The sequence below is a fragment of the Streptomyces sp. NPDC102402 genome, assembly GCF_044765765.1.
Classification (GTDB): domain Bacteria; phylum Actinomycetota; class Actinomycetes; order Streptomycetales; family Streptomycetaceae; genus Streptomyces.
The window spans coordinates 683,376-702,433 of record NZ_JBIWKR010000002.1; the positions used below are offsets into that span (position 1 = coordinate 683,376).

The following is a 19,058-nucleotide window of genomic DNA, read 5'->3' on the forward strand; positions in this document are numbered from 1 at the left end:
CTCTTGTGCGATCCGGCACGATGCGCTTCGTTGATCGACATGGCGGAGACAAGCGAGACCACAGACGCGGGGGAGCTGGAGAACCGGCCCCGTAGATCCAGCTGGCGTCACATCGGGCCCGGCATCGTCGTCGCGGCCACCGGAGTCGGAGCCGGCGACCTGGTCGCGACGCTCATCGCGGGCAGCAAGTTCGGCTACACCCTCATGTGGGCGGCCGTGATCGGCTGCCTCGTCAAGATCTCCCTCGCGGAGGCCGTCGGCCGCTGGCACCTCGCGACCGGCCGCACCCTCTTCGACGGCTGGCGCAGCCTGGGCGGGTGGACCACGGCCTACTTCGCGGTGTACGTCGTCATCTGGGGCTTCGTCTACGGCGCCACGGCCATGTCCTCCAGCGCCCTGCCCATCGTGGCGCTCTTCCCCGGCGGGCCGGGGCTGAAGACCTGGGCGATCGTCACCGGGCTGACCGGGCTGGTCTTCGTCTGGTTCAACCGCTACGCCGTCTTCGAGAAGGTCATGACCGTCCTGGTCGGCGTGATGTTCGTCGTCGTGGTCTACGTCGCGATCCGGGTGGCGCCGGACATGGGTGCGGCCTTCGCCGGTCTGCTCCCCGTGCTCCCGGACGGCTCCCTCGTCTACACGCTCGGACTGATCGGCGGGGTCGGCGGCACCATCACCATGGCCGCGTACGGGTACTGGGTGAACGCCAAGGGCTGGTCGGGCACGTCCTGGATGAAGGTGATGCGGATCGACAACCGGATCGCCTACATCACCACCGGGATCTTCGTCGTCGCCATGCTGATCGTCGGCGCCGAGCTGCTGCACTCCTCGCAGCTCGCGCTGACCAAGGGCGACCAGGGGCTCATCGACCTCGGGAAGATCCTGGACGACCGTTTCGGCACCGTCACCGCGAAGCTGTTCCTGGTCGGCTTCTTCGCCGCCTCGTTCTCCTCGCTCATCGGCGTGTGGCACGGCGTGAGCCTGATGTTCGCCGACTTCGTGGAGCGGTTCCGTGCGGGCCGCGCCGCCCCGGGCAAGGAGACGGCGGGCAGCGAGACGGTCGGCCGGCAGGAGCGGTCCGTGCCCTTCCGGGCGTATCTGCTCTGGCTGACGTTCCCCCCGATGACGCTCCTGTGGCTGGACGAGCCCTTCGGGCTGGTCATCGGCTACGGGGTGCTGGGCGCCTTCTTCATGCCGTTCCTCGCCCTGACCCTGCTCTGGCTGCTCAACTCCTCGCGTACGCCTGGGGAGTGGCGCAACGGCTGGCTCAGCAACGGGATGCTGGGCGGCGCCGGCCTGCTGTTCGTCGTGCTGTGCGTCCAGCAGGTGCGTGACCTGCCCTGGTGAGTGCGGCGTGCCTGCCGCGGGGAACGCAGCAGCGCCGCCGGGGGAGCGGCGGCGCTGCTGGATCGTCGACCAGGCCGGATCGACCGGGCTGTCGGGCGGCCCGGTCGCGGCCGCGGGTTACGGGAGGCCGTGCACGTGCGGGCCGACCGCGTTCGACCAGGCGTTGCCCGCCGTGGCGTCCCAGTTCGTGGACCAGGTCATCGCGCCACGCAGGTCCGGGTAGGTCCTGGAGGGCTTGAAGGATCCGCAGTTCGTGCCCTTGGCCAGGCAGTCCAGGGCCGCGTTCACGACGGACGGGGCGACGTAGCCGCTGCCCGCGCCGCGGGTGGAGGCGGGTACACCGAGACCGACCTGGGACGGGGCGAGGCCGCCCTCCAGCTGGATGCAGGCCAGCGCGGTGAGGAAGTCCACCGAGCCCTGGGAGTAGACCTTGCCGTCGCAGCCCAGCATCGAACCGCTGTTGTAGTACTGCATGTTCACGACGGTCAGGATGTCCTTGATGTTGAGCGCCGTCTTGAAGTACTCACCGGAGGTCGACTGCATGTCGATGGTCTGCGGCGCCATGGTGATGACGAGGCCGGAGCCCGCCTTCGAGGACAGGGAGCGCAGCGCCTTCGTCATGTAGGTGGAGTTGAGGCCGTTCTCGAGGTCGATGTCGACGCCGTTGAAGCCGTACTCCTGGATCAGCGCGTACACCGAGTCGGCGAAGGCGGTGGCGGAGGCGTCGCTGTTGACGGCGACGGATCCCTTCTCGCCGCCCACGGAGATGATGACGTTCTTGCCGGCGGCCTGCTTGGCCTTGATGTCGGCCTTGAACTGGGCGACCGTGTAGCCGTTGAGCCCGGCCGAGTCCAGGTTGAAGGTGACGGCACCGGGCGTGGCCGTGGCGTCCGCGAAGGAGACGGCGATGATGTCGTAGTTCGCGGGGACGTCGCTGAGCTTCTGGACGGCGGCGCCGTTGTTGAAGTTCTGCCAGTAGCCGGTCACCGCGTGCTTGGGCACCGAGGTGGTCGGCCCCTCCGGGTCCGGGTCGGTGGTCTTGGCCGTGCGGCCGCTGACCGTGGCCGACTTCACGGACTCACCGGCCGAGTTGGTCGCGCTGACGGAGAACTGGTACGCGGTGTCCGCCGCGAGGCCGGTCACCGTCGCGGAGGTCCCGGTGGTGGTGGTCGCCTTCGTGCCGCCCCGGTAGACGGTGTAGCCGGTCGCGCCGGAGACCGAGTTCCAGCTGAGGCCGATGGAGGAGGAGGTCGTCGCGCCGACGGTCAGTCCCGCGGGCGCCCCGGGGATCGTGGGCTCCGGGTCGGTGCCACCGCCGCCGTCGGGGCCGGAGACCTGGATGTCGTCCGCGTAGTAGGCGGCCTGGCCGTACCAGCCGTGGGTGTAGACGGTCACCGAGGTGGTGGAGGGGCCGGTCTTGAAGGAGGTCTTCAGCTGGGTCCAGCTGCTGGAGCCGGGTGACCAGGTGGACACGTCGGTCGTACCGGTGCCGCTGGCCCCGATGTAGGCGTAACCGCCCTGCACCCAGGAGCTGAGCGCGTAGGTGGAGTTCGGCTTCACCGCGACCGTCTGCGTGCACTTGGCGTTGTCCTGCCCGGCCGGGGTGGCCTTGAGCGCGGACGTGCCGCCGTGCACGGGGGAGGAGACGGTCGTGCCGCTGCCGCCGGAACACGTCCAGTTGCCGAGCCCGGACTCGAATCCGGCGTTCTTGGCGACGTTGACGTCGGCCGCCTGCGCGGTGCTGACGAGTCCGGTGACGGCCAGTGCCCCGGCCGCGACCACGGCCACGGTTCCGCCGAGGAGCGGCCGGACCCTGCTTCTTCTGTGCCTGCTGCTGCCTGCGGAGCGTTCCACTCGCTGCCTCCGGTGGGGGAGTTGGGGTACTGGGCGTGCCCTGGCGGGAAACGGTGGCCACCGTTGGCCGATAAACTGGTCCAGACCAATCAAGTTGTCAAGACCTCTGGTGGTCCGGATGTGTGCGGCGGGGCGGGTCCGGGGTCGGCCGTGGGGTGCGCGCACCCCCTGGCGGACGTCCCGGGAGGCCCCCGGGGCGCACTCCAACGGGTGACGGCCCCCCGGGAGTGGGCGTCCACTCGCGCGAGTGACTCGGCCTGGGCGCCCCGCCCGTGACGGAGTGGATTTCGGGGAGGGCCGGGGAATGCCACCGGCATCCGTTCTGACGTGGGCGAATGAATTCCCGCGCATTTCAAACCAGGATGACCGCGGTAACTCTACGCAGTGGTACAGGAGTTAACGACTCTGCTTTTCGTCCGATTTCGTACGGAGGCGTTGCGAACGCCTGTGCCGCACGACTTCGTACTGGGTTCCGATATCTGTTCTCTGCCTGGTATGACGTGGCTAAAGTGCTGGGGAAGAAGCACGGAGCAGGAGCGATTGCGGCCGGAGTCATCCATGACGACGGCCGGGGCCGAACGGGGAAGAGCGTGCCGACCGCAATAGCAGTGACCAGTGCTGATCTGGTGCTCCCGCCGACCGATCAGCAGACGCCCACGGCGGCCCTGCTGCAGGCACCCGAAGCGCAGTCCCTCGATCTCGCCATCGGTGACATGCACCTGCTTCTGGAGCAGCACGGCTACGTGGTCGCGGTCTGCCCGACGGGGATCAGCCCAGCCCACGAACGCAGACTGCACGCCATCCGCTCGGTCCTGGAGAGCGACCGCATCGCCCTGCTCAAGGTGGACCTGCCGCCGCTGGGAGTGGCCGTGCTGGTCCGGCAGCTGCGCCAGCTGTCCGTCTGCGACTTCAGCCCCGGAGTGGTGGCCTCGGCGGCCCGGCTCCTCGCCCACTACATCCACGCCGGCGCCCTGCTGAACTCGGTGGCCAGGCTGGACCGGGTCCCCGTCAGCCTCAAGACGCACGCGAAGTCCTGGGTGCCCGGGACGCAGTTCGCGGTGGTCACCGGGCCCAGCCCGCAACTGGTCAAGATCGGTGCCGCCGCCGAACCCCCGGCCGGGCCGCCCTTCGCCACCCAGATGCTGATCGCCAAGGGGCAGCTCACCTCCGAATGGGTCCAGCAGACCCTCGCCCCCGCCTGGAACGTCCAGTCCGTTCAGGAGTGCGCGCTGCCCGCCGGTTCGCCGCGCTGGTGGGGTACGGGAAAGCTGGTGGAATTCGCCTCCTTCCTTCCGGACATCTCCGTGATCTACCAGCTCGTTTCCTCGGTGCGGCGGGAAAGCTGCCACTGGTGCGGAATGGAACTCATCGGCGACCGCTGCGGGTTTTGCTCCTCCCCGCTGGCCCCGCCGGAGAACCGAATGCACTCCCCCGGTGTCCTGAACCACGGAGCGCCCGCACCGCCCGGCACCTAGCGGGCCCGTCGCTCTCCACAGGCACCGCGCATCCCTCCTTGTCCGCTGCTCCACGCATCCGATTCGAACGAGGTTGTCCGGCCCATGAACTCCCGCCAGCGCCGCGGCGTGATACTCCTGCTCCTGTCGGTCCTGTGCGCCTTCGGTGCCTTCGCCGGGGTGCTCTCGGTGATCAGCGACGTCAACTCGAAGGTCGGACCCGAGGTCGACGCCTACCGGCTGAAGAGCGACGTGGCGCCGTACACGGACCTCTCCGCCGGCCAGTTCGAGAAGGTCTCCATGCCGAAGCGGTGGCTGTCGGAGAACGCCGTCACGGACATCGGCGAGGTGGACGGCAAGATCGCCGTGACGCAGCTGCGGGAGGGCTCCCTGATGCAGTCCGACATGATGGTCAGCAGCCCCGAACTGCGGCCGGGCGAGCAGGAGATCGCCATCATGATCGACGCCGCGACCGGGGTGGCGGGCAAGATCCGGCCGAACGACAAGGTGAACATCTACGCCACCTTCTCGGGCGAGCAGGAGGGCGAGCTGTCCCAGTCCAAGGTCATCGTCTCCAACGCCAAGGTCCTCGACGTCGGCGAACTGACGGCCCTGGAGCCGAAGAAGGACGACAGGAACCAGGCGTCCGAGGCCGTGCCGATCACCTTCGCCCTCAACACCCTCGACACGCAGCGCGTCGCGTACGCGGAGTCCTTCGCCGAACACGTACGCCTCGCACTGATCGCGCCCGGCAGCGACGGCACGATCCGCCCGGGCGACCGCACCTACACGCTCGACAAGGACAAGTGAGGACCGGATGACCGCGAGGATCCTCCCGGCCGTCGGTGACGCCGACGCGGCCAGGTCCGTGACCACCCTGCTCAGCCAGCTGCCCGACGCGGAGCCCGCGACTCCCGCCGGTGACTCGACGCAGCTCATCGACACGCTCGCCCGCCTCGCCGGCGAGTCCCTCGAGGAGCTGCCCGAGGTCGTGCTGGTCCATGAGCGGATCGGTCCGGTGCCCGCCCTGGAACTGATCCGGGAGGTGTCCCTGCGCTTCCCCGCCGTGGGCGTCGTGCTGATCACCGCCGACGCGAGCCAGGGCCTCTTCGCCGCGGCCATGGACGCCGGAGCGCGGGGCCTGGTCACCCTGCCGCTGAGCTACGAGGAGCTCGCCAACAGGGTCCAGGCCGCCGCCCAGTGGTCCACCGGCGTGCGACGCCACCTGGGAGCGGGCAGCGACGTGTTCACCGGCCCCGGGGGCACCGTCGTCACCGTCACCGGGGCCAAGGGCGGCGTGGGTGCCACCGTCACGGCCGTCCAGCTGGCCCTGGCCGCCCAGGCCTCCGGACGTACCGCCGCGCTCGTCGACCTGGACCTCCAGACCGGTGACATCGCCTCCTACCTCGACGTGCAGTTCCGGCGCTCCATCGTCGACCTGGCGGCCATCACCGACATATCACCGCGCGTACTGTCCGACGCGGTCTTCTCGCACTCCACGGGCATGGCCCTGCTGCTGGCGCCCGGCGAGGGCGAACGCGGCGAGGAGGTCAGCGACCGGTCCGTCCGCCAGATCGTCAGCGCCCTGCGCTCCCGCTACGAGATCGTCGTCATCGACTGCGGAAGCCAGATGAACGGGGCCAACGCCGCGGCGATCGAGATGGCCGACACCGCCGTCCTCGTCACGACACCGGACGTCGTCTCCGTGCGGGGGGCCAAGCGCATCGTGCGGATGTGGGACCGGCTCCAGATCCGCAAGGCCGAGGAGACGTTCACCCTCGTCAACCGCTTCAACCGCAACACCGAGATCCAGCCGCCGCTGATCCAGCGGATCACCGGGACCCGGATGGCGTCCACGGCGGTGCCGGCGAACTTCAAGGAGCTTCAGGGCGCGGTCGATTCGGGGCGGATGCACGAACTGGACCCACGGTCGACCGTGAAACAGGCCCTCTGGGCCCTGGCGGGCGAGCTCGGACTCGTGAAGCCTTCCCAGGGAGCGGAGCCGCGTGGCGGCATGCTGCGCGGCGACCGGGGCTCGATCGGAGGGCGCCGGCGCAAGGGCGGTACGACCAGCGGGGGAGGCCGGGAGTGATGCCGAGCAGGGGAGAGCCGAGCCGGATACGGGCACGGCTGAGACGCGACCACGGGCAGCTGAGCGTCGAGTTCACCGGGATGGTCCCGATCATCCTGGTGACACTGGTCCTGCTCTGGCAGGCCGTACTGGTGGGCTACACCTTCACCCTGGCGAGCGGCGCGGCCGACGAAGGCGTACGCAAGGCGGCCGCCGCGGGGGCCTGGGGCCGGGCGGGCAGCTGCGAGGAGGCCGTACGCGAACGGCTTCCGGCCGCCTGGGAAGGTTCCGCGAGCATCGACTGCACCGCTCCCGCCCCGGACGACACGGTCAAGGTCAGCATCACTCTGAAGGCGCCGGCCCTCTTCCCGGGCTTCGCCGACCTGCCCGTCCCCGTCAAGGCAGAGGCCGGCGCGGCCGCGGAAGGGAAGTGACGCGGTATGGCACCCACACACATCCGACGGGGGCCGGCGGCACGAGCCACCGGGGGCAGGGGCGGCGACCGGGGCTCGACCGCCATCGAGTACCTGGGCTTCCTGCCCGTCCTCATCCTCATCGGCCTCGCGGGCATCCAGCTCGGCCTGATCGCCTACACCGCGCAGCAGGCGGGCACCGCGGCCAGGGCGGCCGCCCGCACCGCGTCGCAGGACGGCCTGCGCGGGTCGTACGCCCACGTGGGCAGGGCGTCGATGACGGGCTGGGTGGCCGAGCGGTCCCGGATCTCTCCGCCGACGGGCGGCGACACGGTGACGGTGACCGTCACCGTCACCGTCCCGGACATCCTGCTCGGGCTGCTCGGTGACCGGACCGTCGAGAAGTCCGCCACCATGCCCCGCGACTGAGCACACCCATCCCATCCGAGGAGTACCACCCATGAGCCTGCGGGCACGCATCACCGCCCCCGAGGAGCGCGGAGGGGGGCGGGAGGACGGCCATCTGGTCGCCACCTACCGCGCCAAGCTCCTCGAGGAGATCGACCTCGCGGAGATGTCCTCGCTCGCCGCCTCCGACCGGCGGGCCAGGCTGGAGCGCGTGCTGGGCCACATCATCAGCCGCGAGGGCCCCGTACTGTCCACCGTCGAACGCTCCCAGCTCATCCGCCGGGTCGTCGACGAGGCCCTCGGGCTCGGCGTCCTCGAACCGCTCCTGGAGGACGCCTCCATCACCGAGATCATGGTCAACGGGCCCGACCAGATCTTCGTCGAACGGGCGGGCCGGGTCGAACAGCTCCCCATGCGCTTCGCCAGCCACGAACAGCTCATGCAGACCATCGAGCGCATCGTCTCGACCGTCAACCGCCGTGTGGACGAGGCCAATCCGATGGTCGACGCCCGCCTGCCCAGCGGCGAACGCGTCAACGTCATCATTCCGCCGCTCTCCCTCACCGGCGCGACGCTCACCATCCGGCGGTTCCCCCGGTCGTTCACGCTCCAGGAGATGATCGGCTTCGGCTCGCTCGACCAGCAGATGCTGCTGCTGCTCGCCGGGCTCGTCCAGGCGAAGTTCAACGTGATCGTCTCCGGGGCCACCGGCACGGGGAAGACGACCCTGCTCAACGCCCTCTCCGGACTGATCCCCGACGGCGAGCGCATCGTCACCATCGAGGACTCCGCGGAACTCCAGCTCCAGCAGAACCACGTGATCCGGCTGGAGTCCCGCCCCGCGAACGTGGAGGGCAAGGGCCAGATCACCATCCGCGACCTCGTCCGCAACTCCCTGCGCATGCGCCCCGACCGCATCGTCGTCGGAGAGGTGCGAGGCGGTGAGTCGCTCGACATGCTCCAGGCCATGTCGACCGGCCACGACGGGTCGCTGGCGACCGTCCACGCCAACAGTGCGGAGGACGCGCTGATGCGACTCCAGACCCTCGCGTCGATGTCCGAGATCAAGATCCCCTTCGAGGCCCTGCACGACCAGATCAACAGCGCCGTGGACGTGATCGTCCAGCTGACCCGGCACGCCGACGGTGCCAGAAGGGTCACCGAGATCGCGGTGCTCGACTCGCACGGGCGCGACCCCTACAAGATCGTCACCGTCGCCCGTTTCGACGCCCGCCCCATGGGCACCGACGGCATGATCCACGGTGAGTTCCAGGCCCTCCCGCTCCCGCGCCGCATCGCCGACCGGCTCTACATGGCCGGACAGCCGATCCCCCAGGCCTTCGGGGTCGCCCCGTCAGAGGAATACCTCGCCACCCGAGAGGCCAGATAGGTACCCCGACATGGACAACCTCGCTCCGCTCACCATCGGCGTCACGCTGCTGTGCTGCGTCCTCGGCGTGATGGGCCTGCACGCGTACACCTCGGGCAAGGCCCAGCGCGAGGCGCTCGTCGACCGGCTGTCCTCGACCGGGCAGACCGACATGGGCCCCCAGCGCCGCTTCCGAGGGCTCGACCGCAGGCTGCGCCGGACGAAACTGGGCAAGAGGATCGAGCTGAAGCTCGCGGCCACCGGCCTCGACATCACCCCGGGCGAGTACTTCTTCTACGTGGTCGCCTCGGTAGCGGCCCTCTGGCTCATCGCGGCCTCCGTCCTGGCGTCCTTCTTCGGCCCGCTCGCCGGGCTCGGCGCGCTCTGGGGCGCCAACACCTTCCTGAACTGGCACCGCACCAAGCGCACCGAGGCCTTCATCAGCCAACTACCGGAGATCTCCAGGGTGCTCGCCAACGCCACCCAGGCCGGGCTCTCCCTGCGCACGTCCATCGCCATGGCCGCCGACGAACTCGAAGCACCCGCCGGGGACGAACTCCGCGTGGTCGCCGACCAGCTCGGTGTCGGCCGCACCCTCGACGACGCTCTCGGTGAACTCGCCGAACGCCTGCCCTCCCGCGAACTCGTCGTCCTGGTCTCCACACTGATCCTCTCCAACCGGGCCGGCGGGCAGGTCGTCTCCTCCCTGCGCAACCTCACCGTCACGCTGGAGGAGCGCAAGGAGACCCGGCGCGAGGTCCGCACCCAGCTCTCGCAGGTCAACACCACCGCGTACGCCGTCCCGGCCATCGGCATCGGCGCGATGCTCCTCGTGAACTCGATCCTCCCCGGAGCGCTCGACCGGATGACGGGATCCGTCGCCGGACAGATCGCCGTCATCGTCTCGCTCAGCCTCTACGCCCTCGGCTTCGTCGCCATCCGCCGTATTTCCAAGATCGATATCTGAGGAGGGGACCGGTAATGGAACTGCTGCTCGCTCTCGTCGTCGGCCTCAGCGTGTTCGGCGTCTTCAAGGGCGTACGGATGTACCGCGCCGAGGCCACCCTCCCCGGAGACCTCGCGCTCGCACTCGAAGTCGGCTCGACCCGCACCACCGCGGTGGGCTCCGGCATCGACCGCCTGGGCATGCGCTGGGCGCCCCTGGTGCTCCGCCTGATGGGGCCCAAGAAGGTCAACGAGAAGCGCCGCAAGATCGACATGGCGGGCAACCCCGGCGGCCTCACCATCGACCGCTACGCCGCCCGCCGCGCCGTCTACAGCGCCCTCGGCGGCTTCGCCGCCTTCGCGATGCTCACCAGCGGCAAGATCTTCATGGCCCTCTTCATGATCGCCTTCGGCCTGTTCTGGGGCGAGGTCGGCATCTGGGCCGCCGTCCGCAAGCGCCGGGACGACATCGACCGCACACTCCCCGACTTCCTCGACGTCCTCGCCGTCGTGGTCTCCGCGGGCCTCGGCTTCCGGCAGGCCCTCGACCGGGTCGCCGAGAAGTACCAGGGCCCCTGGTCCGACGAACTGCGCATCACCCTGCGCCAGATGGACATGGGGGTGAGCCGGCGCCAGGCCTTCGACGAGCTCCGCAGACGCAACGACTCCGAACAGGTCGCCATGTTCGTCACCGCACTCCAGCAGGGCGAGGAGCTCGGCGCACCCATCGTCGACACCCTCATCGCCATCGCGAACGACATGCGCCGCACCGACGCGCAGAACGCCCGGCGCAAGGCGGCCAAGGCGGTCCCCAAGGCCACCCTGATGGTCACCACCTTCATGATCCCCGCCACCATGATCCTCATGGGCGCCGCCATGCTGCTCGGATCCGACACCGACCTCGGATCCTTCACCGGAGAGTGAGCGTCCGCCGATGACGATCTCCCTGCACCCGGGCGCCGAGGAATCGCGGCACGCCGCCCTGTCCACCCCCGCCGGCCCGGTGCCCACCGTCTCCATCCAGGTCAACGCCCTCTCCGCGCTGGCCCGCCAGGTGTTCCTCTTCCGCCTGGCCATGATCGCCATCGGCACCCCCCAGGCCCTCGACAACACCGCCGACGGCCTCGCGAGCTGGCTGGTCGCCTCCGCCGTCCTGGTGACCGTCGTCGGCTCGTACGCGCTCTACCGAGACTGGGAACGCTTCGGGCCGCTCCTCGTGCGCTCCCCCCTCCTCCTCGGCGCCGACACGGTCTTCGGCGCCCTGCTCCTGTTCACCGCCACACCCGACTCGACCCTCGGCTACGCCGTCGTCTGCACCCCGCTGCTCGCCGGGCTGCTCTACGGCTGGCGGGCGGCGGGCGTCTTCGCCGCCGTGCAGGGCCTGATCCTGGCCGCGGCCTACGGCGCCGAGGACAAGCTCCAGGCCGGGGGCCTGGCCTCCGTGCTCCTGCTGCCGGGCTTCTGCGTCCTCGCCGGAGCGGTCGGCGTCACCCTGCGCAACCTGATGCTCCGGGTCGGCTCCGCCAGCCAGGCACTGACCGAGACCCGGGCCCGCCTCGCCGTCAGCGTGGCCGTCGAGGAAGAACGCGCCCGGCTGGCCCGCGAGATGCACGACTCCGTCGCCAAGACCCTCCACGGCCTGGCCCTCGCCGCCGACGGCCTGGCCCACTCCGCCGACCGCACGGACCCCCTCACCGTCAGACACCAGGCGGAGGTGGTCGCCCGCTCGGCCCGGCGGGCCGCCGCCGAGTCCCGCGAACTCCTCTCCGACCTGCGCCGCGATTCCGGCCTGGACGGCGGAGTCGACATCGTCGCCGAACTCCGGTCCAGGGCCGACGACTTCTCCCGGCGCCACGGGACGAACACGGTGTTCCGCACCCTCGGCGACGCCCCCGTGCCCCCCGTGCCGCAGGTCGTCGCCCGCCAGCTGCTCACCGTCGCCTCCGAAGCCATGGAGAACGCCCACCGGCACGCCCACCCCAGCTACCTCGCCGTCCTGGCCGGCATCAAGGGCGACGTCCTGCGCGTCAGCGTGTACGACGACGGCAAGGGCCTGCCCGCGGGCACCACGCTCGACGACCTCAGGCGGGCCGGTCACTTCGGCCTCGTCGGCATGGTCGAACGCGCCGCCTCCATCGGCGCCCGCATCCGCATCGGCAAGGGCAAGGCGGCCAAGGGCACGGAAGTCCGCCTGGACCTCCCCGTCGCGGCGCTGTCCCCACCCCCGGCCACGGTCCCCGCCGCGGCCCCGGCCTCAAGCCCGTAACCGCTCCAGCTCCACCGCTCGACCGCTCCCCGCTCGTTCGTCCCCACCACACCTGACGTCCCCACCACACCTGAGAGGAGGTCGCAGAATGCCGGATGACGACTTCAGCGCTCCGGGCCAGAACTGGGCCTCGCCGGACCACGTCTCCCAGCACACCTCCCCGCACTCCAGCCCCCCCGGCGCGGAGCGCAGTCACCCCGGGTTCCCGACCGCCCCGAACACCCCGGCACCCGAAGCGATGCCTCCCTTCCCCAGCGGCCCGGACGTGCCGGCCCCCGGCCCCCTGCGGGTCGTGGTCGCCGACGACAACCCGGTCGTCCGGGCGGGGCTGGGAGTCCTGCTCAGTGGCCGCGCCGACATCGAGGTCGTGGCCGAGGCCGCTGACGGCCGCCAGGCCTACGAGGCGGCCGTCCGCCACCGGCCGGACGTCGTCCTGCTCGACGTCCGGATGCCCGGAGTGGACGGCATCTCCGCCTTGCCTCACCTGGTGCAGGTTGCACCTGTGATGATGCTGACCTACAGCCGCGAGAGCGACATCGTCCACGAGGCGCTGCGCCTGGGCGCGGGCGGCTACCTGGTCCACGGCGAGTTCACCGCGGACCAGCTGGTGCAGGCCGTACGCGACACCAGGAGCGGCCGGGCGCACTTCACCGCCACGGCGGCCAACGCCCTCCTCGCCCATATGCGCCAGGGCCCGGACCGGACGCCCAGACGCCTGCCGGACGGGCTGGGGGCGGCACTGGCGACGGGCGCCGCACCCAGTGGCCCCGGCTACCCGGCGCAGCCGCCGGAAGGGGCCCCGCACGCCGCACCGGACCCCGGCTCCTCGGGGGCGCGACCTGCGGGCCCACCGGAAAGCCTTTCGCAACTGCAACCCGTTGTGGCACAGTCTTCGACTGACGGACGTCATGACCGGCATCCGGCGCCCAACAGGCAGCAGCACGGCCTGAGTTCGAGGGAGGTGGAGGTCATGGACCTCATCGCGTCCGGGATGAGCAACCACCAGATCGCCGCCACCTGCTTCATCAGCGAGAAGACAGTCAAGAACCACATCAACAGGATCTTCACCAAGCTGCACAGCGGCAGCCGCAGCGAAGCGATCGCCCGCTGGCTCGGCACGGCGCCGGGCCCGGGACCTGGGACGAGGGGGACAGGCCGCCATGGCTGAACGGGGGAGGACGACGGGTCGGACCCAACACGCTTTTTGGGCCCGGCTTTGGGCCCTGGGGCCCTGCGCCGAACGGGGTGCCCAGCCGTACGTTTCTCATGTCGCCGACGGCACCGGCCAGGAGGAAGCCGGTTACGCAGGCGACACCACAGGGACTTACGCGCCGACCGCCGTACGGCCGGCCGCAACCGGAGGGGAACATCATGAGCAAGCTGATGCTGAAGGCGTCCGTCAACGCCAAGGTCTGGGCGAACACGTCCGTCGAGCGCATGAAGGCCCGGGCGGACCGGGGGCAGGGCGCGGTGGAGTACCTGGGCATCATCGTGGTGGTCGTGGCGATCATCGGGGTGCTCATGACGACGAACTTCGGCAACACGATCGCGGGAGCGATCACCACCCAGATCGGCAAGATCACGGGCGGCTGAAAGCCAGGCAGACGCACGAGGCAGGGCAGGCTTTCCCCATCTACATCATGGTGGTGGCGGGCCTGCTCTTCCTTGCGTTCGCCTACTTCGCCGTGGGGCAGGCCTCGATGAAGAAGAACGAGGCCCAGACGGCCGCCGACGCCGCCGCGCTCGCGGCGGCTCAGGACGCACGGGACGAGTGGAGCTGGCCCGGGGCCTTCGACCTCCGTGCATGGGACGACCTGCTGAGCGGCCGGGACATCGACGCAGGATCATGCTCCGCCGGTGGATGGCTCGCGTCGCAGAACGATGCCCGGCAGGTCTCCTGCGACCCCGAATTCTGGCCCGAAGCGTCCTACACGGTCACGGTCGAGACCAATAAGACCGTCGGCAGCTCGGTGATCGCCAGCACCAAGACGAAGAAGGCCGAGGCCACCGCGAGAGCGGTGATCGAGCCGCGCTGTCGCATCGAAGAGGACACCCGTCCCACGCCGAGCCCTCCGGCGGATGACGACGACGGCGACACGGACGAGTCCGAGGAGCAGAAGGCCTACAAAGCAGTCTGCGATGACGAAGACTTGGACTTCGACATCGACCCGAAGAACCTCAACCTCCTGCCGGACTTGGCAGACCTGTTCTCCGTCCACCTGGCCGACAAGTAAGTGAACGTCACCGAGAGGAACACGCCGATGCGTGCAGCCATGACCCGGATTCGCTTCAAGGGGGCCGCCGTCGCTGCCGCCTCCGTAGCCATGGCTGTCGTACTGACGGCCTGTGGAGGCGATGACGGCAATGAGAAGCCCGAGTCGGAGCAGAAGCAGCCGAATGCGTCTGCGTCGGAGAACCAGAAGTCCCCGGACGCGGTTGAGAGCTCGGCCTCGACAGAGGTGCTGGCCAGCGTGAAGGGTCCTGGGAGCATCGAGCTGATCGTGAACTCGGCGGAGCGCGATGCCGGCGGTTTCGTCACCGTGAAGGGCAGTGTGACGAACGGTTCGAAGCAGCAATTCGGTGCTCAGGGCTGGCAAGGGAATGAGCAGGAGATGGTGGGCAACGGAGCCTCCGTTGCCGGCGCTTCCTTGGTGGATCAGGCGGGCAAGAAGCGATACTTGACTCTGCGGGACACCGACGGCAGGTGCCTCTGCACGAAATTCACCACCGGCATCGCGCCTGGAGAATCTGCGCCGTTCTTCGTTCAGTTCCCCGCCCCGCCCCAGAGCACCACCGAGGTCGACTTCCAGATCCCCACCATGCCCACCGCGACGATCAAGATCTCGGGGTGACGACCGCCATGCAGCCACCCACCCCCACACCAGCCGCCTCGCGAGGCGCACTCCGGTGCCGTCTCGGCCTCTGCGCCGCCGCGGCGATGGTCCTCGGCACCTCGACTCTCTGGGGGGCCACCTCGGCCTCCGCGGACGACAATCCCACCGCCGTACCGAGTGCCTCGCCGCCCGTCGAGGTCGACGCCAACTCACCCGGCCTCATGCTCGGTGACGGCGCGACCCTCGGTGATGTCCGCGTCCTCGACATCAAGTCCATCGTCGAGGACATGGGTGGGGAGGAGCGACGCGAGGACACCAACGCCGACATCACCTTCGCCCTTCAGGCCGAAGTCCTCTTCGGCAAGGACAGCGCCAAGCTGAGCGGTGAGGCCACGGCCCGCATCAACGCGATCGCCGCGGAGATCCAGACGCAGAACGCCCCGAAGGTCCGGGTCTTCGGCTTCACGGACAACCTCGGGTCCTCCGCCCACGGCGACGTTCTGTCCAAGCAGCGGGCGAACGCCGTACAGGGGGTGCTCGCCACCAAGCTCCCGAGCATCACGTTCGAGATCCGCGGTTACGGCGAGCAGTATCCGATCGCCAGCAACGACACCGAAGAGGGCCGCAAGAAGAACCGCCGCGTGGAGGTCTCCTTCCCGCGCACCAGCGGCTCGTAGAGTCGACGGGCAGTCTGGGGGTCCGGTGCCCCGCGGCCATAGGGTCGGGCACCGGACCCCGCACGAACGGGGCCCAGTGCCCGACGAGAGGACCGAATCGTGTCGAGCCCCCGAGGGGGTGCCGCCGCCGGGGTGGCGGCAGCGCTCTGCGTGCTGCTGCTGCCCAGCACCGCAGCGGCACACCCGCAGGCAGACGGCGCTCCGGGAAGCGCTGCGCCCTCCTACCGGCCGGCCGAGGGGGCGGTGCCGGTCACAGGCGCGGCGAGAAGCGTAGACGGGCCGGAGATGGAGCGGGCGAAGATCTACTCCGACACCATCGCCCCGGGCCAGAAGAAGTACTACCGGGTCCGGCTGGACGACACGTCGAATGCGTTCGTCTCCACGGTGCTCGCCCCGCCCCCCGGCAGCAGGAGCGGCATCCTCGACGGCATCCAGGTGTCCCTGACCTCGACCGACGGCAGGCCGTGCAGCTCCAGCCCGGCCGTCTACTTCGGGGGCGAAACCGCACGCCCGATCGCCGGCTACGCGTCACGCCACATCGGCGACGACAGCAGCAGCCCTTGCCAAGAGGCCGGGGACTACCTCTACACCGTGGCCTGGGCGGGTACGAAGGCCGGCGGCGGGGAGAAGTGGCCGATCGAGCTGAGGTACATGGCGGAGCCCGGCCTCAAGCCCGGCGCCGACGAGCCCGAGGTGCCGACCGGCTGGAGCTCGAAGGCGCCGTCACCGAGCGGTGGGGCCGCGCAGAAAGTGAGCGGAGGCACGGGGTTCAACGACGCGGCGGCTGTGGACGACGGCGCCTGGAGGGATGACATCCAGCCGGGCGAGAGCCGGTTCTACAAGGTGCCGGTCGCCTGGGGCCAGCAGCTGTTCCTTCGCGCCCAGCTGGCCAACTCCACCTCGGACAGCTCGGTCTTCACCGTCAACGGCCTCCGCCTCGCGCTGTACAACACGGCGCGCGGACGCGTCTCCGACAAGAGCACCGGCTATACGGGCGCCCCCACCGGAGTCGATCTCGGCACCGCCCCGGCCGCCTATGCGAACCGGTTCGAACCGGACTCGGCCGAAGCGGCGATGCGCTTCCAGGGCTGGTACTACATCCAGGTCACTCTCGACCCCAAGGTGCCCAGCAGCGTCCCCATGACGTTGAACGTCGGCGTCGAAGGCACGGCCCAGCAGGGCCCCCCGTACGACGGTGACGCGGAGGCGGCCGGGTTCGGCATCGGGGGCAGTGGCCCCGGCAGCGGAGCGAACCCCACGATGCGTGCGGTCGGGTTCGCCGGGATCGGCGTCGGTACCGTCCTGGTCCTGGGCCTGGGCGCCTGGCAGCTCCTGAGCCGCCGCAGCAGGCGCCCGACCGACGGGTCCGCGGAAGGTGACGCGGCCTACAGCAGGTGATCGGCCTTGCCGGCCTTGATGTCCCGGATCATCTGCTGAAGGGCTTCGCGGCTGTCGGTGAGGTGACGTTCCTCCGCCCCCACGAGTGCGACGTAGCCGTTTCCTTGAGCGTCGGTCCCTATGCGGAAGCAGGAGTTTCCTTCACCGCAGAACGGCTCTTCCCACTGGATGTCTGACATCGTTCTTCTCCTCAGAGTTGGTGCGAGATCGCGCGGATGAAGTCCCTCGACTCACGAGGCGGCAGGGCGATGCGTTCCATCCAGTCGAGGTGGGCGCGGTACTTCGCCAACTGGGCTTCGGAGTGGACGAAGACCGGGCCGTGGGAGTTGTCGATCTGGACGGTGTCCAGTTGCGGCGCCGCGCCCTCGGCGTACAGAACCGTCTGCCCGGCTCCAGGAAAGGCCCCCGCGACGAAGGGAATGACCAGCAGTGTGATGTCGGGCTGCTCGGACTTCTCCAGCAAGTTCCCCAGCTGGGCGCGCGCTACGGCACGGCCACCGAACTGCATGCGCAGAGCCGCCTCGTGGACGACGGCGATATAGGGAGGTGACGCGTCGCCGCCGAGTACGGCCTGACGCTCCACGCGGTGGGCCAGACGCAGAGCGATCTCGCGCTCGGGCAGATGGGGAATGACCACGCGGAACAGGGCCAGCGCGTGGTCGGTCGTCTGAAGCAGGCCAGGCATGTGCATCGCGTAGGCCCCACGCATGCCCAGGCTGTGGGCCTCCAACTCGGCGATGTCGAGCAGCCCTTGAGGCAGCGAACCCCGGTACTTCTCCCACCATCCCCGGCTGCGGGGCTGCGCCATCTCGACGAGCGCGTCAACGTACGGGCCGTCCGTGCAGGCGCAGTGATCGGCCAGGATGCGCAATCGGTCCGGGCTGATCGGCCGTGCACCCGACTCGATGTTCGAGATCTTGCCGCGATCGACGCCGAGGAGTCCCGCCGCGAACTCGGCCGAGACATCCGCTGACGTGCGCATTTTCCGCAGCTCCGCCCCAAGTCGCCTCTGGCGCTCGGTGGGGGACGTCCTCGCTGCCATACCGTTCCTCTCCGCATGCGGTCCCCGGCAGTCTGCCGCCTGCCCACGCGACTCTTCCACGAAAGGGTTCACTTCTCCCGCAGTGAGGGTAATTTTGCCCCCACCTCACTATAGTGAGTGGCACACCGCAACACTGCGCGCCCGCCGAAGTGCATCGCGCGGCCCTGCCCGTAACTCCTGCCCTGGGAGGGGCAGTGCCGCGCCAGGGAGACAGGCCACAGCTCGGCCGTAGCGGCGGTGACCGTCAACTCGGCACTCGAACCCGGGAGTCAGTCATGCACCCGTACTCACCCCCGCCCCAACGCACAGCCCCGTGCCCCGCGAGGGTGCAGCGCGCACACCCGCGTCCGGGGCTCGTCCTCAGCCTGACCCTGCCCGGCGACCCCCGCAGCGCGGTGGTCGGCCGGCACGCGGTCACGGCGGCGCTGCCCGCGCACGGGCTCCGTTCCCACCTCTGGCCGGTCACCCATGTCGTCAGCGAACTGATCACCGTCAACGCCGCGCTCACACCCGGCCGCGACCTCTACCTCTCCTTGCGCCGCCGCGACGACACCCTCCGCCTGGTCCTCTGGGACCAGCACCCCTGCCACGCCGACCCCGACACCCTCGCCCTCTGCGAGGTCCGGCGCCGCCGGGCCCTCTGGCTGCTGGCGGCCGTCGTCGACGACTGGGGCGGCGACTGGGGTCTCGCCGGCACCCAGCCGCCGCACAGCGGTATCAAGTCCTGGGTGGTGCTTCCGCAGTAGCCAAAAGACAAGGGACTTCGGACAGTGCCCTTCGGCGGCATTCGTCCGGGAAGTGCCATAACCCCAACCGCCCGCCACTTCGCCCGGTCCAGGACTACGCGCCCTCTACGCGCCCTCGGCCGGGAAGGGGCAGCCCGGCCGGGCGTCCTGGGTGGTGTGGTCGGGACCCGCGGGCGGCGACGGACCTGCTGTCCACTCCGCCCTTGCTGCCGCTGTGCGCGCTTGCGCGCGAGACGC

Annotated in this window: 20 protein-coding genes; 17 read left to right on the top strand and 3 right to left on the bottom strand. The window is 69.9% G+C overall.

Annotated features, from left to right (window positions below; all coding sequences use genetic code 11):
• Positions 1-39 precede the first annotated feature (39 nt).
• Entirely contained in the window at positions 40-1,344 is a 1,305-nt protein-coding gene (locus ACIRJR_RS08000; protein ID WP_403775496.1) for an Nramp family divalent metal transporter, read from the top strand.
• A gap of 117 nt (positions 1,345-1,461) precedes the next feature.
• Here the strand turns inward: ACIRJR_RS08000 and ACIRJR_RS08005 are convergent, their stop codons facing one another.
• Positions 1,462-3,198, bottom strand: a complete 1,737-nt coding sequence (locus tag ACIRJR_RS08005; RefSeq protein ID WP_403775499.1) for a chitinase — start codon at positions 3,196-3,198, stop codon at positions 1,462-1,464.
• A 608-nt stretch (positions 3,199-3,806) separates the two neighbouring features.
• Here ACIRJR_RS08005 and ACIRJR_RS08010 point away from each other — a divergent pair.
• The 15 genes from ACIRJR_RS08010 to ACIRJR_RS08080 all read left to right on the top strand — a co-directional run bounded on the left by ACIRJR_RS08010 (position 3,807) and on the right by ACIRJR_RS08080 (position 17,033).
• Positions 3,807-4,673, top strand: coding sequence for a hypothetical protein (locus ACIRJR_RS08010; RefSeq protein ID WP_403775502.1), 867 nt, complete (start codon positions 3,807-3,809; stop codon positions 4,671-4,673).
• A gap of 84 nt (positions 4,674-4,757) precedes the next feature.
• Positions 4,758-5,462: a Flp pilus assembly protein CpaB gene (gene cpaB / locus ACIRJR_RS08015; RefSeq protein WP_403775505.1), complete on the top strand. Its 705-nt coding sequence runs from the start codon at positions 4,758-4,760 to the stop codon at positions 5,460-5,462.
• A 7-nt stretch (positions 5,463-5,469) separates the two neighbouring features.
• Complete coding sequence (locus ACIRJR_RS08020; protein WP_403775508.1) at positions 5,470-6,744, top strand: CpaE family protein; 1,275 nt, start codon at positions 5,470-5,472, stop codon at positions 6,742-6,744.
• A complete protein-coding gene (locus ACIRJR_RS08025; protein ID WP_403775512.1) occupies positions 6,744-7,157 on the top strand; it encodes a TadE family protein in 414 nt (137 codons plus the stop codon). The genes ACIRJR_RS08020 and ACIRJR_RS08025 overlap by 1 nt, the downstream gene beginning before the upstream one ends.
• A gap of 6 nt (positions 7,158-7,163) precedes the next feature.
• Positions 7,164-7,565 carry a TadE/TadG family type IV pilus assembly protein gene (locus tag ACIRJR_RS08030; RefSeq protein WP_403775515.1) on the top strand — a complete coding sequence of 134 codons (402 nt, stop codon included), beginning with the start codon at positions 7,164-7,166 and terminating at the stop codon, positions 7,563-7,565.
• A gap of 31 nt (positions 7,566-7,596) precedes the next feature.
• Positions 7,597-8,934 carry a CpaF family protein gene (locus tag ACIRJR_RS08035; RefSeq protein WP_403775518.1) on the top strand — a complete coding sequence of 446 codons (1,338 nt, stop codon included), beginning with the start codon at positions 7,597-7,599 and terminating at the stop codon, positions 8,932-8,934.
• Positions 8,935-8,944: 10 nt separating this feature from the next.
• Positions 8,945-9,880 (top strand): type II secretion system F family protein, encoded by a 936-nt coding sequence (locus tag ACIRJR_RS08040; protein WP_403775521.1) that lies wholly within the window; start codon positions 8,945-8,947, stop codon positions 9,878-9,880.
• A 14-nt stretch (positions 9,881-9,894) separates the two neighbouring features.
• On the top strand, positions 9,895-10,782 hold the full coding sequence (locus tag ACIRJR_RS08045) for a DUF5936 domain-containing protein (protein ID WP_403775524.1): 888 nt from the start codon (positions 9,895-9,897) through the stop codon (positions 10,780-10,782).
• A 10-nt stretch (positions 10,783-10,792) separates the two neighbouring features.
• A complete protein-coding gene (locus ACIRJR_RS08050; protein ID WP_403775527.1) occupies positions 10,793-12,124 on the top strand; it encodes a sensor histidine kinase in 1,332 nt (443 codons plus the stop codon).
• A gap of 88 nt (positions 12,125-12,212) precedes the next feature.
• Complete coding sequence (locus tag ACIRJR_RS08055) at positions 12,213-13,292, top strand: response regulator (protein ID WP_403775530.1); 1,080 nt, start codon at positions 12,213-12,215, stop codon at positions 13,290-13,292.
• Between the two features lie 203 nt (positions 13,293-13,495).
• On the top strand, positions 13,496-13,717 hold the full coding sequence (locus tag ACIRJR_RS08060; RefSeq protein WP_403775533.1) for a hypothetical protein: 222 nt from the start codon (positions 13,496-13,498) through the stop codon (positions 13,715-13,717).
• The gene (locus tag ACIRJR_RS08065; protein WP_403776412.1) at positions 13,714-14,358 is read left to right on the top strand and encodes a pilus assembly protein TadG-related protein; all 645 of its coding nucleotides are present in this window, start codon (positions 13,714-13,716) and stop codon (positions 14,356-14,358) included. The genes ACIRJR_RS08060 and ACIRJR_RS08065 overlap by 4 nt, the downstream gene beginning before the upstream one ends.
• A gap of 27 nt (positions 14,359-14,385) precedes the next feature.
• On the top strand, positions 14,386-14,976 hold the full coding sequence (locus ACIRJR_RS08070; protein WP_403775536.1) for a hypothetical protein: 591 nt from the start codon (positions 14,386-14,388) through the stop codon (positions 14,974-14,976).
• Positions 14,977-14,984: 8 nt separating this feature from the next.
• Positions 14,985-15,635: an OmpA family protein gene (locus ACIRJR_RS08075; RefSeq protein WP_403776415.1), complete on the top strand. Its 651-nt coding sequence runs from the start codon at positions 14,985-14,987 to the stop codon at positions 15,633-15,635.
• A 99-nt stretch (positions 15,636-15,734) separates the two neighbouring features.
• On the top strand, positions 15,735-17,033 hold the full coding sequence (locus ACIRJR_RS08080; protein ID WP_403775539.1) for a hypothetical protein: 1,299 nt from the start codon (positions 15,735-15,737) through the stop codon (positions 17,031-17,033).
• Here ACIRJR_RS08080 and ACIRJR_RS08085 read toward each other — a convergent pair.
• Complete coding sequence (locus tag ACIRJR_RS08085) at positions 17,021-17,212, bottom strand: hypothetical protein (protein ID WP_403775542.1); 192 nt, start codon at positions 17,210-17,212, stop codon at positions 17,021-17,023. The genes ACIRJR_RS08080 and ACIRJR_RS08085 overlap by 13 nt on opposite strands.
• Before the next feature lie 11 nt (positions 17,213-17,223).
• Entirely contained in the window at positions 17,224-18,075 is an 852-nt protein-coding gene (locus tag ACIRJR_RS08090; protein WP_403775545.1) for a helix-turn-helix domain-containing protein, read from the bottom strand.
• Positions 18,076-18,401: 326 nt separating this feature from the next.
• On the opposite strand from ACIRJR_RS08090, the gene ACIRJR_RS08095 reads away from it, so the two are divergent.
• Positions 18,402-18,821, top strand: a complete 420-nt coding sequence (locus ACIRJR_RS08095; protein WP_403775548.1) for an ATP-binding protein — start codon at positions 18,402-18,404, stop codon at positions 18,819-18,821.
• Positions 18,822-19,058 lie beyond the last annotated feature (237 nt).

Excerpts from the sequence above, each read along its gene's own strand:
- ACIRJR_RS08040 (WP_403775521.1), top strand. The coding sequence starts at position 8,945 with ATGGACAACCTCGCTCCGCTCACCATCGGCGTCACGCTGCTGTGCTGC.
- ACIRJR_RS08070 (WP_403775536.1), top strand. The coding sequence starts at position 14,386 with ATGCGTGCAGCCATGACCCGGATTCGCTTCAAGGGGGCCGCCGTCGCT.
- ACIRJR_RS08000 (WP_403775496.1), top strand. The coding sequence starts at position 40 with ATGGCGGAGACAAGCGAGACCACAGACGCGGGGGAGCTGGAGAACCGG.
- ACIRJR_RS08020 (WP_403775508.1), top strand. The coding sequence starts at position 5,470 with ATGACCGCGAGGATCCTCCCGGCCGTCGGTGACGCCGACGCGGCCAGG.
- ACIRJR_RS08025 (WP_403775512.1), top strand. The coding sequence starts at position 6,744 with ATGCCGAGCAGGGGAGAGCCGAGCCGGATACGGGCACGGCTGAGACGC.
- ACIRJR_RS08085 (WP_403775542.1), bottom strand. The coding sequence starts at position 17,212 with ATGTCAGACATCCAGTGGGAAGAGCCGTTCTGCGGTGAAGGAAACTCC.
- ACIRJR_RS08045 (WP_403775524.1), top strand. The coding sequence starts at position 9,895 with ATGGAACTGCTGCTCGCTCTCGTCGTCGGCCTCAGCGTGTTCGGCGTC.
- ACIRJR_RS08055 (WP_403775530.1), top strand. The coding sequence starts at position 12,213 with ATGCCGGATGACGACTTCAGCGCTCCGGGCCAGAACTGGGCCTCGCCG.
- ACIRJR_RS08050 (WP_403775527.1), top strand. The coding sequence starts at position 10,793 with ATGACGATCTCCCTGCACCCGGGCGCCGAGGAATCGCGGCACGCCGCC.
- cpaB (WP_403775505.1), top strand. The coding sequence starts at position 4,758 with ATGAACTCCCGCCAGCGCCGCGGCGTGATACTCCTGCTCCTGTCGGTC.
- ACIRJR_RS08035 (WP_403775518.1), top strand. The coding sequence starts at position 7,597 with ATGAGCCTGCGGGCACGCATCACCGCCCCCGAGGAGCGCGGAGGGGGG.
- ACIRJR_RS08060 (WP_403775533.1), top strand. The coding sequence starts at position 13,496 with ATGAGCAAGCTGATGCTGAAGGCGTCCGTCAACGCCAAGGTCTGGGCG.
- ACIRJR_RS08030 (WP_403775515.1), top strand. The coding sequence starts at position 7,164 with ATGGCACCCACACACATCCGACGGGGGCCGGCGGCACGAGCCACCGGG.
- ACIRJR_RS08075 (WP_403776415.1), top strand. The coding sequence starts at position 14,985 with ATGCAGCCACCCACCCCCACACCAGCCGCCTCGCGAGGCGCACTCCGG.
- ACIRJR_RS08090 (WP_403775545.1), bottom strand. The coding sequence starts at position 18,075 with ATGGCAGCGAGGACGTCCCCCACCGAGCGCCAGAGGCGACTTGGGGCG.